The organism is Chryseobacterium culicis, assembly GCF_900108365.1.
GTDB classification, from domain to species: domain Bacteria; phylum Bacteroidota; class Bacteroidia; order Flavobacteriales; family Weeksellaceae; genus Chryseobacterium; species Chryseobacterium culicis.
Genome location: NZ_FNWQ01000010.1, coordinates 29,709 through 45,154, shown reverse-complemented (window position 1 = coordinate 45,154; position 15,446 = coordinate 29,709). Strand labels below are relative to the sequence as shown.

At 37.0% G+C, this 15,446-nt stretch carries 21 protein-coding genes; 13 read left to right on the top strand and 8 right to left on the bottom strand.

The genetic code is table 11. The features are described from left to right. Positions 1 to 55 precede the first annotated feature (55 nt). The 3 genes from BLW74_RS21760 to BLW74_RS21750 all read left to right on the top strand — a co-directional run bounded on the left by BLW74_RS21760 (position 56) and on the right by BLW74_RS21750 (position 1,935). The gene (locus tag BLW74_RS21760; RefSeq protein WP_089696925.1) at positions 56 to 550 is read left to right on the top strand and encodes a Smr/MutS family protein; all 495 of its coding nucleotides are present in this window, start codon (positions 56 to 58) and stop codon (positions 548 to 550) included. Positions 551 to 568: 18 nt separating this feature from the next. Then, positions 569 to 1,285, top strand: a complete 717-nt coding sequence (locus tag BLW74_RS21755; RefSeq protein WP_089696922.1) for a DUF3822 family protein — start codon at positions 569 to 571, stop codon at positions 1,283 to 1,285. A 77-nt stretch (positions 1,286 to 1,362) separates the two neighbouring features. After that, entirely contained in the window at positions 1,363 to 1,935 is a 573-nt protein-coding gene (locus tag BLW74_RS21750; protein WP_089696919.1) for an RsmD family RNA methyltransferase, read from the top strand. On the opposite strand, the gene BLW74_RS21745 is transcribed toward BLW74_RS21750, so the two are convergent. Further along, a complete protein-coding gene (locus BLW74_RS21745; RefSeq protein WP_089696916.1) occupies positions 1,932 to 2,279 on the bottom strand; it encodes a winged helix-turn-helix transcriptional regulator in 348 nt (115 codons plus the stop codon). The genes BLW74_RS21750 and BLW74_RS21745 overlap by 4 nt on opposite strands. Before the next feature lie 84 nt (positions 2,280 to 2,363). On the opposite strand from BLW74_RS21745, the gene BLW74_RS21740 reads away from it, so the two are divergent. Further along, positions 2,364 to 2,963: a nitroreductase family protein gene (locus tag BLW74_RS21740; RefSeq protein ID WP_089696913.1), complete on the top strand. Its 600-nt coding sequence runs from the start codon at positions 2,364 to 2,366 to the stop codon at positions 2,961 to 2,963. A 76-nt stretch (positions 2,964 to 3,039) separates the two neighbouring features. On the opposite strand, the gene murI is transcribed toward BLW74_RS21740, so the two are convergent. The 5 genes from murI to BLW74_RS21715 all read right to left on the bottom strand — a co-directional run bounded on the left by murI (position 3,040) and on the right by BLW74_RS21715 (position 8,392). After that, positions 3,040 to 3,870 carry a glutamate racemase gene (gene murI, locus BLW74_RS21735; RefSeq protein ID WP_089696910.1) on the bottom strand — a complete coding sequence of 277 codons (831 nt, stop codon included), beginning with the start codon at positions 3,868 to 3,870 and terminating at the stop codon, positions 3,040 to 3,042. 108 nt (positions 3,871 to 3,978) lie between these two features. Continuing rightward, positions 3,979 to 5,103: a radical SAM family heme chaperone HemW gene (gene hemW, locus BLW74_RS21730; protein ID WP_089696907.1), complete on the bottom strand. Its 1,125-nt coding sequence runs from the start codon at positions 5,101 to 5,103 to the stop codon at positions 3,979 to 3,981. Between the two features lie 51 nt (positions 5,104 to 5,154). Next, complete coding sequence (locus BLW74_RS21725; RefSeq protein WP_089696903.1) at positions 5,155 to 6,105, bottom strand: PorP/SprF family type IX secretion system membrane protein; 951 nt, start codon at positions 6,103 to 6,105, stop codon at positions 5,155 to 5,157. A 51-nt stretch (positions 6,106 to 6,156) separates the two neighbouring features. Then, complete coding sequence (locus BLW74_RS21720; RefSeq protein ID WP_185116379.1) at positions 6,157 to 7,230, bottom strand: RluA family pseudouridine synthase; 1,074 nt, start codon at positions 7,228 to 7,230, stop codon at positions 6,157 to 6,159. A 73-nt stretch (positions 7,231 to 7,303) separates the two neighbouring features. Next, the gene (locus BLW74_RS21715) at positions 7,304 to 8,392 is read right to left on the bottom strand and encodes a PASTA domain-containing protein (protein WP_089696901.1); all 1,089 of its coding nucleotides are present in this window, start codon (positions 8,390 to 8,392) and stop codon (positions 7,304 to 7,306) included. Positions 8,393 to 8,548: 156 nt separating this feature from the next. On the opposite strand from BLW74_RS21715, the gene BLW74_RS21710 reads away from it, so the two are divergent. The 5 genes from BLW74_RS21710 (at position 8,549) to BLW74_RS21690 (ending at position 11,540) form a co-directional block, all read left to right on the top strand. Continuing rightward, positions 8,549 to 9,532, top strand: a complete 984-nt coding sequence (locus BLW74_RS21710) for a D-alanine--D-alanine ligase (RefSeq protein ID WP_089697040.1) — start codon at positions 8,549 to 8,551, stop codon at positions 9,530 to 9,532. A 7-nt stretch (positions 9,533 to 9,539) separates the two neighbouring features. Beyond that, a complete protein-coding gene (locus BLW74_RS21705; protein ID WP_089696897.1) occupies positions 9,540 to 9,989 on the top strand; it encodes a hypothetical protein in 450 nt (149 codons plus the stop codon). Between the two features lie 3 nt (positions 9,990 to 9,992). Beyond that, entirely contained in the window at positions 9,993 to 10,457 is a 465-nt protein-coding gene (coaD, locus tag BLW74_RS21700) for a pantetheine-phosphate adenylyltransferase (protein ID WP_034693345.1), read from the top strand. A gap of 63 nt (positions 10,458 to 10,520) precedes the next feature. Beyond that, positions 10,521 to 10,721 carry a four helix bundle protein gene (locus BLW74_RS22750; protein WP_228425016.1) on the top strand — a complete coding sequence of 67 codons (201 nt, stop codon included), beginning with the start codon at positions 10,521 to 10,523 and terminating at the stop codon, positions 10,719 to 10,721. A gap of 186 nt (positions 10,722 to 10,907) precedes the next feature. Further along, positions 10,908 to 11,540: a trimeric intracellular cation channel family protein gene (locus BLW74_RS21690; RefSeq protein ID WP_089696895.1), complete on the top strand. Its 633-nt coding sequence runs from the start codon at positions 10,908 to 10,910 to the stop codon at positions 11,538 to 11,540. Positions 11,541 to 11,604: 64 nt separating this feature from the next. Here BLW74_RS21690 and BLW74_RS21685 read toward each other — a convergent pair whose 3' ends face one another. Then, positions 11,605 to 12,174 (bottom strand): hypothetical protein, encoded by a 570-nt coding sequence (locus BLW74_RS21685; protein WP_089696892.1) that lies wholly within the window; start codon positions 12,172 to 12,174, stop codon positions 11,605 to 11,607. Positions 12,175 to 12,323: 149 nt separating this feature from the next. Then, entirely contained in the window at positions 12,324 to 12,821 is a 498-nt protein-coding gene (locus BLW74_RS21680; protein WP_089696889.1) for a dihydrofolate reductase, read from the bottom strand. Between the two features lie 74 nt (positions 12,822 to 12,895). On the opposite strand from BLW74_RS21680, the gene BLW74_RS21675 reads away from it, so the two are divergent. From BLW74_RS21675 to BLW74_RS21660, 4 genes are all read left to right on the top strand, one after another. After that, positions 12,896 to 13,501 (top strand): LemA family protein, encoded by a 606-nt coding sequence (locus BLW74_RS21675; RefSeq protein ID WP_089696885.1) that lies wholly within the window; start codon positions 12,896 to 12,898, stop codon positions 13,499 to 13,501. A 2-nt stretch (positions 13,502 to 13,503) separates the two neighbouring features. After that, positions 13,504 to 13,932 (top strand): TPM domain-containing protein, encoded by a 429-nt coding sequence (locus BLW74_RS21670; RefSeq protein WP_185116378.1) that lies wholly within the window; start codon positions 13,504 to 13,506, stop codon positions 13,930 to 13,932. Continuing rightward, positions 13,913 to 14,722, top strand: coding sequence for a TPM domain-containing protein (locus BLW74_RS21665; protein WP_089696879.1), 810 nt, complete (start codon positions 13,913 to 13,915; stop codon positions 14,720 to 14,722). The genes BLW74_RS21670 and BLW74_RS21665 overlap by 20 nt, the downstream gene beginning before the upstream one ends. 199 nt (positions 14,723 to 14,921) lie before the next feature. Next, positions 14,922 to 15,443: an NAD(P)H-dependent oxidoreductase gene (locus tag BLW74_RS21660; RefSeq protein WP_089696877.1), complete on the top strand. Its 522-nt coding sequence runs from the start codon at positions 14,922 to 14,924 to the stop codon at positions 15,441 to 15,443. The last annotated feature ends 3 nt before the right edge of the window (positions 15,444 to 15,446 follow it).

Sequence of the window (15,446 nt, the reverse complement as noted above, 5' to 3'; positions counted from 1 at the left end):
TAGATTTTAGTTTTTACCTTTGCACCAATAATTTTTCAGGCAATTCTTAAAATATATGAAAGTCGGCGATAAGGTTTCGGTGGTAGATGAGGATCTAAGCGGAGTAATTACTTCCGTGAGGGGAAATATTGTCGTTTTTAAAGATGAATATGGCTTTACTCATCAATATCCAAAAGAAAAACTGGTTCCTAAAGACGCTGATCTTTATGAAAATATCAAAGTGGTAAGAAAACCGGAGCCCCAAAAAAATATTTCCAGAAAACATCAGAGAAACCATTTGGTTTTAGACCTTCATTTTCATAATTTGGTAAAAAATCCCAATGACTATGACAGTTTTGAAAGACTGTTTATACAAAAGGAAAAACTGATTGAAGTGATCGGGTTTTGCAGAAAGCATAATCTGAAGAGGCTGGAAATTGTTCACGGCATTGGTGACGGCACTTTGCAGAGGATGGTTTGGGAGGTTTTGGAAAGCCAGGTCAATATTGATTTTTATAATAAGGAAATACTTCACCATCAATCGGGTGCGGTAATGGTAGAATTTCACTAAATTTGCAGGAATTGAAATATGAACGTACTTAATTTACTTTTTACCAAAGACGGATTAATCTATCAGATTGTTAAAAACAAAAGCATTCTGGAGGAAAAGTCTTATTTCGTTACTGAAGAGACACCAGCCAACCTCATCGAGCAAAAGCTGGACGAAGTTCTTATTAAACAGCGCTACGAAGAAATCCAGGTGATTTCAGCATTCAATCATTTTACCCTGATGCCGGAAGGTTTTTCTGAGCATGAGGCAGGATTTGATCTGATAGCTTTCAATGCTCCTGCAGATAAAGAACATGAAGAACTGATGCTCTCTATTAACAAAAAATTCAATATTCAGTTTTATTATACGTTCCCGAAAAGCTATTACAAGAAAATAAAAGAGCTTGCCATACCGGTGCATTTCAATTTCTCCGGAGAAAAATTTTTAAGTTCGATCAGCAATAAAGCCGCTAAAGAAATTCATATCAATCTTTATCATAATCAGTGTGAGTTTTTTGCCATTGACAATAAAAAAATCATTCTTTATAATAACCTGGATGTGAACTCTGAAGTAGATTTTCTTTATTTCATCATGTTTACATTGAGCAAAATAGGTTTCGGCATTAATGAAACCAGCTTTTATGCTTACGGAGAAACTACGGAAAATGAAACCTTCATTTCCGAACTTCAGAAGTTTGTTAAAAACCTGAAAATTGTTTTTGACAATATTCCTAACAAGAATTTTATACTTAATTAGATTGCAGTACGCAGGTAACAGGATCAAAACCCATTCGCCTGCCAACTATCATCTATGACCTAAACCCTAACAAAAATATGTTCAGAATCATATCAGGCAAATGGAAAGCCAAAAAAATTGCCGCTCCTAAAAACTTTGAAGTAAGACCTACGACCGATTTTGCGAAGGAAGCGTTATTCAGCATTCTGGAAAATAAATACGATATGCAGTCCGTCTCCGTGCTTGATCTTTTTGCAGGAATTGGCTCTATCACTCTGGAGTTTGCTTCCAGAGGATGTCAGAATATTACTTCTGTGGAAATGAATCCAAAGCACACGGCTTTTATCAATTCTACGGCGGCTGAACTTGATATGGCGCTTCAGGTAAATGTGCAGAGGGGAGATGTATTTGACTGGCTTAAAAAATTCAGAAATAAAAAGTCTTTTGAGATTGTTTTCTCTGATGCTCCTTTCGAAATGGAAGAGAAAAAGTATCATGAACTGATCTCTCTGGTATTAAACAATAAATACCTGAAAGAAAACGGAGTTCTTATTGTGGAACATCAAAGCCGTATGAAGTTTGATCACCCGAATTTAATAGACACCAGAAAATACGGAAACGTAAGTTTCAGTTTTTTTGAACCGAATAAAGAAGATAATCAGGAACTCTAATTCCTGATTATTTTTTTTGAAATCACCGGAGATTCTTCACCCCATTTTGTGATCGCTTCCAAAACAGGTAATAAAGTCTTCCCAAAGTCTGTTAATTCATATTCCACCACTAAAGGAGGTTTTTCAGTATAAACCTTTCGATCAACAACTCCATCTTCTTCCAGCTGCTTCAGCTGCAAGCTTAATGTTCTTTCCGTAATCGTCGGAATTGATTTTCTTATCTCGTTATATCGTTTAGCTCCGCCAATAAGGTGGTGCAAAATTACTGCCTTCCATTTTCCGCCGATAAACTTCATCGTAACGCTGGTACAGCAGGGGTATGATTTATTATCTATGGTATACATTTTTATACTATCATTTTTTACCGTTATTGCAAAGTTACTAAACTTAAATTACTTTTGTAACTATAAAAATGATAGTATAAAATTATGAATTTTTTAGACAAAATGAAAAACAGGTATACTGTAAAAAAGTATAACCCACAGGGAAAAATAAGTGAAGAACACATTGCAGAACTTCAGCAAATTTTAAATTTAAGCCCTTCTTCCATCAACAGCCAGCCCTGGAATTTTATTTTCGTGAATGATCCGGAGCTGAAAAAGCAATTGGGTGACAAGTCTTATTTTAATAAAGAAAAAGTATTGGATAGTAGTCATGTAATTGTTTTTCAAGTGATCAGAAACATAGAAAACTTTGAAAAACAAATTGAAGAAAACCTTCCGGAAGGCGCTGTTAATTATTACCGGACTATGGTAAAACCTAAGGGAGAAGAAGCAATAAAATCATGGCTTGGTCATCAGGTATATTTATCATTAGGAGTTCTTTTGTCTGCCTGTGCAGCAATGGGAATAGACTCTACTCCAATGGAAGGTATTGAACCTGAAAAATACGATGCTGTTCTGAACAATGAAAAATATGAGACACTATTTGCCGTAGCCATCGGAGAAAGAGATGAAGCAGATACAAACCAGCCGAAGTTCAATCCTAAAAAAAGGCTGAATGCTGAAAAAGTAATTGTGGAAGCTTAATTGTAAATACGAATTCCACCAGTTACTTCACCAGGAACACAAATAAAAAGTCTGCTCTAAATAGCAGACTTTTTATTTATAGTACTTTCAATTCCAAATCAATGGTTTTCCCGAAGAATTTCTTGGATATTTTCTCAAAATTCTTGGTAATATCCGAAAGATAGAAATGGTAATTCGGTTTTGGATTATGATCATGTAAGAGATTGTACTTATCAAGAATGATCTTCAGATGATTGGCTACAATATTCGGGGAATCAATCACACGGACTCTGTTTCCGTAATACTGCTTGATTTCGTCTATTAAAAGAGGATAATGGGTACATCCCAGAATCAGCGTTTCAATATTTTTTAATTTGTTATTGCTCAAATAATTATAAATAATGGCATGGGTTATCGGATGATTTTTGAATCCTTCTTCAATGGCAGGAACCAATAAAGGTGTTGCCAGCTCATCCACTTTAATCCATTTATTATGCTTTCTGATGCTCTTTTTGTACAGTCCTGAATTCACTGTTGCCTTGGTAGCAATTACGCCTACATTCGTATGAATTTCATAGGATACTTTTTCAGCAACCGGATTAATAACGTCTATTACAGGTACTTTTCCAGCAACGGACTGCATTACTTCGTTCAAAGCATTAGCGGTTGCCGTATTACAGGCAATTACAATCGCTTTGCAGTTCTGTTCCAGCAGAAAATTGGTGATTTTTGTAGAATATTCAATAATTGCTTCCTTGGATTTTTCTCCGTAAGGAAGATGCTTTGTATCTCCAAAATAAATCAGATCTTCGTTAGGCAGCAGTCTTTTGATTTCTTTGGCAACGGTAAGACCTCCCACTCCGCTATCGAAAATTCCGATAGGCTGGCTTGGTGAAAGATGTGAATAATCTTGTTTTTTAGTTTTCAAATGAGTTGAAATTTTATACAAAAATAGTGAATTTGTTGGATGCTGGATGCTGGATGCCGGAAGTTTTTCACAAACAACTCTTCCTGCTTCCCACTCCTCACTTCCAATCTAAATGATAAACAAATCCGAGGCAATTCCATCGGCCATAAACCAATGCTTCTCAGGAATTTTCAAATAGTCATTTTCAATGATTAAAATACCTTCTTCCATTTTAGATTTGATTTCTCTCTGAAAGTGCTCTAACATTCTGTCTGAAAATTTGTTTTTTAAACTTTCCAAATCTATGCCCCAAATGGTACGCAGACCAATCATAATCATTTCATTAAACTGGTCTTCCTTGGAAAGAATTTCTTCCTCTTTAGCTAATAATTTATCATTAAGCTTTTTAATGTACTGCTGATTATTGGCTACGTTCCAGCTTCTGACATCAAATCCGTTATAAGAATGTGCTGAAGGTCCTATTCCAAGATATTCCTGGTATTTCCAATACGCGGAATTGTGGCGTGAATAGAAACCGGGTTTTGCAAAATTGGAGACTTCATAGTGTTCAAAGCCATTACCTTTTAAAAAATCTGATAAATAGTAGAATTCTCTGTTCTGCTCTTCTTCTTTAGGACTTTTCACTTTTCCCTTTGAAATCCAGTTTTCCAAAGCAGTTTTGGATTCTACCGTCAAAGCATATGAAGAGATATGAGGTATTTCCAAAGCCATCGTTTTATGAAGATTTTCTTTCCATATCTCAAGATTGGATGTGGGTGAACCATAAATGAGGTCGATACTCAGATTTTCAAAACCAAAATCCTGAGCCCGTTTGATGGAGCTTTCTGCCTGAGAAGCATTATGCGCTCGGTTCATGAGCTTTAAATCTTCTTCAAAAAAGCTTTGAGTACCAATAGAGAGCCTGTTTACCGGTGTTCCGGCCAGTTGTTTTAAGAAGTTCTTATCCAGATCATCAGGGTTTGCTTCCAGGGTGACTTCAATATCTCTTTCAAAGCTGAAGTATTTTAAAACTTCATCTATTAAAGCGTTGATTTCATCTACAGAAAGAATGGAAGGAGTTCCGCCTCCAAAATACAGGGATTTCAGGTTTTTATTCTGTAATTCATCTTTTCTCAATTGTATTTCAGTCTTCATGGCACGAAGCATTTCATCCTTAAAATTCAGGGATGTGGAAAAGTGAAAGTTACAATAGCTGCATTTTTGTTTACAGAACGGAATATGAAGGTATATCATAAAAAAAGCTCTGAAAAATTTCAGAGCTCAAATTTATTTAAATTAAATGAATTAGTATCTAAATCCTCTCGCATTAATGAAATTGTCAAAGTTATAACCAAGACCAATCATGAAGCTGTTTCCTCCATAACTCTGGATGTCAGACAATCCAAGGTTATAGGTAGCTCCGATCATGAATTTGTTGAATCTTACTTTTACAATGGGAGAAATGCTCAGGTTCTGGTTATCAAATCTGTTCTGAACTGTTCTGTAGCTTACCCCGAAAGAGAATGCATTGATCTCATTAGAGAAAGTCGCCATTAGGTTCCAGTCGATCATTCTCGTTGAGTTGGTATTAAGGTTGATCAATGCTGATGGTGCAATGGTAATATTATCAGCAATGTTCCAGTTATATCCTAAGTTTAAGAAGAATTTAATTGGAGAAGGCTCGTAGTTGTTTACGATAGAAGCATCATTGCTTAATGCAATATCATTTACGGAAACACCCCCGAATAATCCTCTGTAGGTTGCCGCCAAACCAAAGTTGGCATATACCATGAAGATATTACTTTCTTCACCTCTTAATAATGGATCACCTCCTTCTTCAGTATTGATTTTTGAATAATCAAAGTTCATGTTATAAAAGTTAACACTTGTACCGAAAGAGAACTGGTCTTTTCTGTCTCCTTCACTACTTAGAGGAATAAAATATGAAGCACCCGCTGTAATTCCCCCTGCAGAAATAGGTCCGTTACTATCTCTGAATACAGAAATACCAGCACCTACTCTATCAAAGATATTCGCATTAATCCCGATTGACTGTACATTCGGAGAGTTGTTGAACTTTGAAAATTGTTGTTGATAGTTGGCGTTGAGCTGTACGTAATCTGTCTTTCCGTATTGAGCTGGGTTGAACAGGAACTCACCATCCAAAAGATATTGCTGATAGTATGGTAGTGATTCTTGTGCTTTGTATGCATTTGACAAAAGAGCTAAACATACGATAGCATATAGTTTTCTCATAACAAATCTTGATTTCAATTCAACAAATATAAAAAAATTCTCAATATATTTTTAGTTTTCTAAATAATTTCTCCATTTTTTTACAGCATCCGCCATATCTTTGGGCATTGGGCTCTCAAAATATAATTCCTTTTTTGTTGTCGGGTGTATAAATCCGAGGGTATGGGCATGAAGGGCATGTCTTGGCAAAATCTCGAAAACATTTTTTATGAATTGTTTATATTTCGGAAGATTTACTCCTCTTAGAGGGGTGTGTCCTTCATATCTTTCGTCATTAAACAATGTATGCCCGATGTGTCTGAAGTGGGCTCTGATCTGATGCGTTCTTCCGGTCTCAAGCTTACATTCCACCCAGGTCATGTATTTGAATCTCTCAAGAACTTTATAATGCGTCACAGCATGTTTTCCCTGGCTTCCGTCTTCATAAACGGACATCTGCATTCTGTTCTTAGGATGCCTTCCGATGTGACCTCTTATCGTACCTTCATCATCCTGCATATTCCCCCATACAAAAGCCCAGTATAATCTCCTGGTAGTACGGTTAAAGAATTGTTTGGCCAGAAAGCTCAATGCATATTCATTTTTGGCAATCACCAGCAGGCCGGAGGTATCTTTATCTATTCTGTGAACAAGCCCTACCCTGTCAAGATCAGATTTTTCACCATTCTTTTCAAAATGGAAAGCAAGCGCATTCACCAGTGTCCCGTCCCAGTTTCCAAATCCGGGGTGGACAACCATCCCTGCTTCCTTATCCACTACTACAAGATCATCGTCTTCATAAACGATATTCACCGGGATATCCTGAGGAATTATAACATTCTCTCTCGGAGGATGGGTAAGCAGTACAGAGATCTGATCTCCCGGCTTTACACGATAGTTCTGTTTCACCGCAGTACCATTCACGATAACGTTTCCGGCTCTGCAGGTCTGGGAAATTTTATTTCTTGAAGAATTCTGTCTGTAGATCAGAAGGAACTTATCAATTCTTAAAGGTTCCTGCTTGCTGTCTACAGTGATATTAAGATGCTCGTACAATCCTTTATTTTCCTCGTCAATATCTATGTTTTCAATACTGTTTGAATCTAATAATTCTTCATCTAAAAAATCTTCGTTATCTTCTGACATTGTTTTATATTTTTTACACAAAAGGCTTCAACATGTTAGAGTTGAAGCCTGTATTTTTGCTATTAATCTGATCTTATTCTACGACTACCTTTTTAGCCTTCGGCTTTTGAGCAGGCTGTTGGGTAGTTGCAGCAGCAGCCGGCTTTGCTGTATTTCCTGTAGCAGGAGTACTGGAAGTTTTAGGCTTCTCTGTTCCCTGACCTGCAGGTTTAGAAGCTGTAGTTTGAGGCCTGGAAGTCTCTGTTTTCGGAACTTCAGGTTTCGGAATTTCTCTTCTAGGCGCTGGAGCTTGAACCGGAGGAGCTTCGTAGCTAGGCTCCGTGTTTACTTCTTCATATCGTACCGGAGGAAGTGATGTATCCACTTTCATTCTGTAGATAGAATTCAGCTGTTCAATCTTACCTCTCAGCTCTGCCGGAGTTTTCCTACTTGCCCAAAGGTCTATCTGCATTCCCTGATCACGAACATCTCCGGAAGCAGGATCCTGATAATAGATAATATCAGATTCATCTTTACTTCCGTCCTCATGCTCCACCAAACCTACTTCAAACATGCTTTTGGTAATAACAGCTCTTGCCTCTTTTACCGTAAGCCCTACTACATTAGGAATAGATATATTTCTCATCGGGCCGGAACCTACTACCACATCAATGATGGAGAATCTAGGTAAACGGGTTCCCGGGTTCACTGCATTTCCTTTATACAATATTCTTAAAAGAGCATCTTTCTGAATGCTTGGTTCATAGATGGTATCTCCAATCTTCAGACCTACCTGGTCCAGCCTCTGGAATGCCAGTCCTGAATATTTATTGATAACATTCGGTACAGCAATAGGCGCCCATGTTCTCGGGTTTACTTTAAGCGTTACAGTTCTTCCGTCTTTTACACGGGAACCTGGTGCAGGATATACCATTAACACCTGGAACGGTCTGTATTTCGGGTCATAATTGGCACTGTCTACTTCATATTCAAGCCCTGTATCATCTAATATTTTAACGGCATCATGCACCGATTTATTTACAATATTGGGAACAGGAATTTCCTGACCGTGATTAGTATGGTACTCCAACCAGCGAAATGTAAGCCATACAAGGCCTACGAAAATACCGATGGCTACTACTAAATTCAGTAAAACTTTCCAATTGAAAAGTGATTTAAGCATACTTAAAAATACTTTAATTATAACCGCAAATATAGCTAATAATTTTAGAATGGACTTTTTATTTAACACAATTCACTTTTGATTTTAAAATTTGCCGATTTCCCATATTGCATTGTATAAAATGATTAAATTTGCCTTAATTGATACTATATGGTTATGAATAAAAAAAGTGTTGCCGTAGTAATGGGAGGCTATTCTGATGAATATGTCGTTTCTTTAAAAAGCGGACAATTGATTTATGATTCTTTGGACAGAAATCTCTATGACGTATATAAAGTAGTAGTGCTTAAAGATGAATGGTATTTTTTAGGTGAAAATGATCAAAAATATGCCATCAACAGAGGAGATTTTTCTGTGACTTTAGATAATGGAGAAACCTTACAATTTGATGTCTGCTTCAATATCATCCACGGAACTCCGGGAGAAAACGGAATACTTCAGGCATATTGGGACGCTATCGGCCAAAAATACACAGGATGCGATTTTTACCAAAGCGCCCTTACCTTCAATAAAAAAGATACTCTTGCTGTTTTATCAAAATATGGAATCCCTTCTGCAAAAAGCATTTATCTAAGAAAAGGAGAAGATATCAATGTAGACGAGATTGTGTCTGAACTTAACCTTCCTTTATTTGTTAAACCTAACCAATCAGGATCTTCTCTGGGAATTTCCAAGGTAAAAGAAAAAGCTGAACTGATTGCCGCTACTGAAATTGCTTTCAAAGAAGATAGTGAAATACTGATCGAAAGTTTCCTGGACGGGATGGAAGTTTCTGTAGGAGTTATTGATTTTAAAGGGGAAACCATCGTCTTAGGAATTACAGAAATTGTTCCTACCAATGAGTTCTTTGATTATGAAGCGAAGTACGAAGGCGCTTCTGAAGAAATTACCCCGGCAAGAATTGACGAAGAAACCACAAAAAGAGTGGAAGAAATTGCCAAAAGAGCCTACAATTCATTAGGAATGAGCGGTTTTTCAAGAAGTGAATTTATCCTGATGAACGGAATCCCTTATATGCTTGAAATGAATACCAATCCGGGGTTCTCTCCTGCAAGTATTCTTCCTCAGCAGGCAAGACATTATGGAATTTCCATTATGGATCTTTGTGGAAATGAAGTAGAAAAAGCACTTAATAAGTAATCAAATCATGAAGTTTCTTACTATTTCATTATTTGTTTCTTCTTTGGCGTTTGCACAGAACTACAAAACTCTTGAATTACAACTGCCTAAGAATTCGGCTGAACCCCAAAGCGTTAAATTTGATGCTGCTACTGTTTATCTTAATGATCAGAAGTGTTTCAATTACATTAAAAAAAACGATGTTATCATTGATAATGAAACAGTTCCCAATTATTTTGAAATCAGTTCTCTGGACAACAAAATCTTGTTTTCAGGAATTATCAAGAAAAATGAAAGTGGAGTTTTTGAAAGTAAGATTAAGTTTCATCCCATTGACAAAGTTTACAAAAATTCAAAAATTATAGGAAGAAATGATTTGATTTTAAATCTGTCTTCCAATCAGGTTCTAAATAACAACTGCAGCCTCAATATTGAAAACCTAAGGCTGTTTTACGAAAAATCAAACGAAAACAACTAGAATATGAAAATTGCTGTTTTCCCTGGATCATTTGATCCTATTACCTTGGGACATTACGACATTATAGAAAGAGCGGCGCCGCTGTTTGATAAATTAATTATTGCGATCGGGCAGAATTCTCAAAAGAAATATATGTTTCCTCTTGAAAAAAGGATGGAATTCATTCAAAATTCAGTGGCAGAATTCCCCAATGTGGAAGTAGACTCATTCGAAGGCTTAACGGTAGATTACTGCTTTGAAAAAAATGCTCAGTACATTATCCGTGGACTGAGAAACCCTGCCGATTTTGAATTCGAAAAAGCGATTGCCCATACCAACAGAACGTTAGCGCACAAAAAACTGGAAACCGTATTTTTACTGACCTCTTCAGGAAAATCTTTCATCAGCAGCAGCATTGTAAGAGAAGTGATCAATCACGGCGGCGAATATGAGCTGATGGTTCCGGACTCTGTGAGAGTGGAGAGATAAATATGAGTAATGAGCAATAAGTCATAAGTAACGAGTAATTTTGATAGAGCAGATTTTAACCAGATTTTCAGGGAAAGGACCAAAAGCTTTTCCATTGCTATCATTAAAACACTTTCTTCATTACCTTTTTCGGATGATATTTCAATAATAAAAAAACAAATTATCAGATCCGCAACTTCTGTAGCAGCCAATTATCGGGCAGTATCCAGAGCAAGATCTGAGAAAGAAAAATTTGCTAATGTGCATAGTTGTCGAAGAAATTGATGAAGCTCAACTTTGGCTTGAAAAATTATTGAAGAATTAGAATATGTAAATCCGGAAAAAATTTTACATTTAAAAGCAGAATGCGAAGAACCCGTAAAGTTATGACCACATATAAGTTTAAATTATCTCAAATTTAAATGGCATAATTTTTATTACTCATTGCTCATTACTTATCATTCATAATATATGCACGAACAGTTCAATTTTGCAATAGAAGTCCTGGGGACCATTGCCTTTTCCATGTCCGGAAGTTTCGCAGCGATGCAGAAACGGCTTGATCCGTTCGGGGTTCTTATTATTGCATTTGTAACTTCTGTAGGTGGAGGAACGGTAAGAGATCTATTGCTGGATATTCCCGTATTCTGGATGCACGACCTTCTGATGTGTGCCCTGATTCTCGTAACCAGTATTTTTTCAATGATTTTCAAATCTCTGGAAAAAAACTTTAAGGTCACCTTATTTATTTTCGACAGCTTCGGGCTTGGATTATTTACCATTATCGGCGTTCAGAAGGGATTAAATGCAGGAATCCATCCTATGATCTGTATTGCATTAGGCACCATTACGGGCTGTTTCGGAGGAATTATCCGGGATATCCTGCTCAACAGGATCCCCTTGATTTTCAGGAAAGAAATTTATGCTACAGCCTGTATATTGGGAGGTTCAGCATTTTTGTTGATGACCAGATATACGACACTGTCATATACATTTATACAAATCTTTACTATTTTACTCATCGTTGCCATCAGGACATTTGCTGTAAAATACCACTGGCAGATGCCTAAATTCTATGGATATGATCAGAATTCGGAAATGTAAAATTATAGTACGGATATAAAAAAAGTACCTTGTTCAGGTACTTTTTGAATTTTATTTTTTCGGATTAGAAGAATTTTCCTCTGTTTCTCATATTAGGATTATGCATATGCTTCTGCATGGTTGGCATTTTCAACTGATCTTTCATCATTTTGATCTGGTCTGTCATCATTCCTGCGCTGTCAAGCCTTTTTGCTTCTTCCAGCAGCTTCTGCCCTTCCTGTTTTCTTCCTTTAGAGATGGCTGCGGCGGCAAGATTTAAAGTCGCCATTGCTCTGTCATGCTTCATGTTTAAACCATATTCCAGAGCTTTTTTCATAAAAGGTTCTACTTTTGCAGGGTGATCCTGAGCTTGTGTCAATCCTGATAAATAATGGAAATATCCATATTGGGTTTTATGAAGCTGTCCTTTATAATCTGTAATTTTCGCCAGCCATTCACCAGCTTTCTCCATATTTTGTTTTCTCAATTGCCAGAATGCCAGCAGAATATATTCATTTTTAAAGAACAGTAAAATGGGAAATGCAGCCAAAAGAAAAACAACAATTCCCCATCCCAGATTTCTTGTGAAAATCATCATATAAAGTCCTAACAGGATAAGAACTGCTGCTACTGCAATTTTTATGTATTTATTCATTATTAAATTTTAGAAGTGCAAAGATAATAAATTTAGGTCTTAAAGTTCAAAAAGTCAATTGTGAATGGTCAATTCGCTACGCTTTTTAATTTTTGTCCCTGTGAGAAATTCACGATTCACTTTGCGAAGCAAAAATTCACTATTGACAATTATGCTTCTTTTTTAATTCTTTCAAACGTCTGAAAACAGAAATCATAGCCATTCTTCTCATCTTTTTCATGGCAGATTTCGTTTGTTTTTTTCCAGATTTTCGGATCTATTTTCGGAAAAAATGTATCCGCTTCAAGATCTGCTTTCACTAAGGTAACTTCCAGTTTATCTACGGCATCCATTGTCTGCTCATAAATATTTCCGCCACCTATCACGAAAACTTCTTCGTCAATTTTTTTAGCAAACTTCAATGCTTCCTTAATGCTTCCAACAATAAGAATTCCTTCCTCAAACCAGTCTTTCTTTCTTGACACAACAATGTTAGTACGGTTCGGAAGAGCTTTCCCAATGCTTTCATAGGTTTTTCTGCCCATAATAACCGGATGTCCTGAAGTAATATCTTTAAAATGTTTCAAATCTTTGGGAAGATGCCAAAGCAACTGATTTTCAAAACCAATTTCATTATTCTCTCCCATTGCCACCACTATTGTTGTCATTCAAATAATTTTTCACAAAATTAGCACATAATTTGTATATTTGGTTAGCACAAAAAATTTAAAAAAAATAAACTATGAAAAATAAAGGATGTTTGGGTGCCGGAACGATCGGTATTGCCCTCCTTATCATTTTGGCTGTTCTGTTCTTCTGGGGGAAAAGCGGATATAACAGCTTTGTAGACAAAGAACAGACTGTCAACGCAAAATGGTCCAATGTAGAAACGGTTTATCAGAAAAGAGCGAACCTTATTCCTAACCTGGAAAGAACGGTAAAATCCTATTCAAAATTCGAGCAGGAAACCTTAACTCAGGTTGTAGAAGCACGTTCTAAAGCAACTTCTATCAACATTGATCCTACAAATATGACTGAAGCAGACCTTGCTAAGTTTCAGGCTGCACAGGGTGAGCTTTCCGGAGCTTTAAGCAGATTGATGGCTGTAGTAGAGTCTTATCCTAACTTAAAAGCAGACCAGCAGTATATCAACTTCCAGAGAGAGTACACTGCTATTGAAAACAGCATCAGAACTGAAACTGTTTATTACAATGACGCTGCAAAGGATTACAACACTTCTATCAAGACCTTCCCGAATAATATTCTGGCGAATTTTACCAACTTTAAAGAAAAACCTTATTTCAAAGCTGATGCAGGAGCTCAGAAAGCCCCTGAAGTATTTAAATAATAATGGGTAATTTCCTAACAAATCAACAGATCGCTTCCCTTGTGGAAGCGATTCAGTCTGCGGAAGATCATTCTACAGGAGAAATCAGGGTGCATATTGATTCCAATACAGAAACCCGTGATGCTAAAACTGCATTTGATGTTTTCAAGAAGCTTGATATGGATAAAACTGCTGAAAGAAACGCAGTGCTTTTCCACGTGAATTTCGAACAGAAATATCTTACCATCATTGGAGATATTGGAATTCATGAAAAAGTGAAACAGTCTTACTGGGATCATCTTCATGATTATATCACCGCTGAATTTGCCAAAGGAAATTATTATAAGGCGCTGAAAAGTGCCATCCTGGAAACAGGTCTGGAACTCAAAAAACATTTTCCTGTAGAAGGAGAAAACCCAAACCAACTCTCGAATGAAATTACGTTCTCTTAAAATAGTACTTTCATTTTTACTGCTTTGCTTTTACACTTTTGTATCAGCACAATACACCATTCCCGAAAAACCAGCAGTTCTTTACCCTGTCTTTGATGAAGCAGGCTTGCTTTCTCAGCAGGAAAAAGATGCGCTTAATAACAAACTCATCAAATTTGCAGATTCTACCTCAACGGAAATTGAAGTAGTGATCATCCGCTCTACCAAAGGAGAAGATGTAAACTTTCTGGCAACCATGTTTGGTGAGAAATGGAAAATTGGAAAAAAAGGGGTGGATAACGGAGTGGTTTTCCTCATCGCAACTGAAGACAGAACGATGTCTATCCAGCAGGGACGTGCTGTAGAGCAATATCTGACCGCTTCAGTAGCCGGACAGATTTTAGATTATATTGTTACCCCGAATTTCAAAAAGGGACTTTGGTATGAAGGAATCAATGGGGGTACCTCAGCGATAATGGAGGCTGTTCAGGGGAAATTCAAACCTGAAGCCACTACGGCACCTTCCGGTAATGGAAGCGCTTTTAAAGTTCTCATCATTGCTTTTATTATTTTTATCATCATTGCGATCCTTTTTGGTAACAGAGGAGGCGGTCGCGGCGGAAATAATGATGATGACGATGATGTGATCATTACCAGAAGAGGGCGCAGAAATTATCCTGGCGGTTTCTTCCCATTCCCGGGCAGCTTCGGAGGAGGAGGCTTCGGCGGTGGAAGTTCCGGCGGCGGAGGTTTTGGAGGCTTCGGAGGTGGAGGAAGTTTCGGAGGTGGCGGCGCATCTGGCGGCTGGTAAACGAACAGGTTATTTCACGAATAATATAGAAAATCAGATCATCACGATCTGATTTTTTTATTTAAAAAGCTAAAATAACATCATTTTTTTAACTTTTCTTACTGGTAAACCGAAGTTTAGATGCCAAAAAATTAACAAAACCTCCTAAAACACTCCTTTTATTCAATATTTTTTTCTTATATTTACTGAAAACAGGATTATGAAGAAGACGCTGGTAGTATTTGCACACCCTTATCTGGAGCACTCCAATTCGAATGTAGAGCTCATCAATTTCTACGTTCGCCACCAGCATTATACCCTGAGAGATCTTTACGAAGAGTACCCTGACTTTCACATTGCTGCTTTCCGGGAAAGAAAACGTCTTAAAAATTATGACCGGTTTGTTTTTCAATTCCCCCTGATATGGTTCGGAATGCCCCCTCTTCTCAGATTATGGATTGACGAAGTTTTTGACAGAGACTGGCTTAAAGAAGGGGAAGAAAATCCTCTTGAAGGAAAAGAAGTTTATATTCTGGTTACGACTGGCGGCAAAGAAAGGTCTTTCAGTAAAACCGGAACCTATCAGTATACCGTGGAAGAACTCATCAGCGGCCTGATTGTCTCCTTAAAGGTTTTTAAAGCAGATATCCGGCATATTAAAATCGTATATGAAGCCAATAAGCTTTCTAAAAAAGAAATCATTTTACACAAAAAAGAATTTACAGAACTACTTAATCAATAGCAT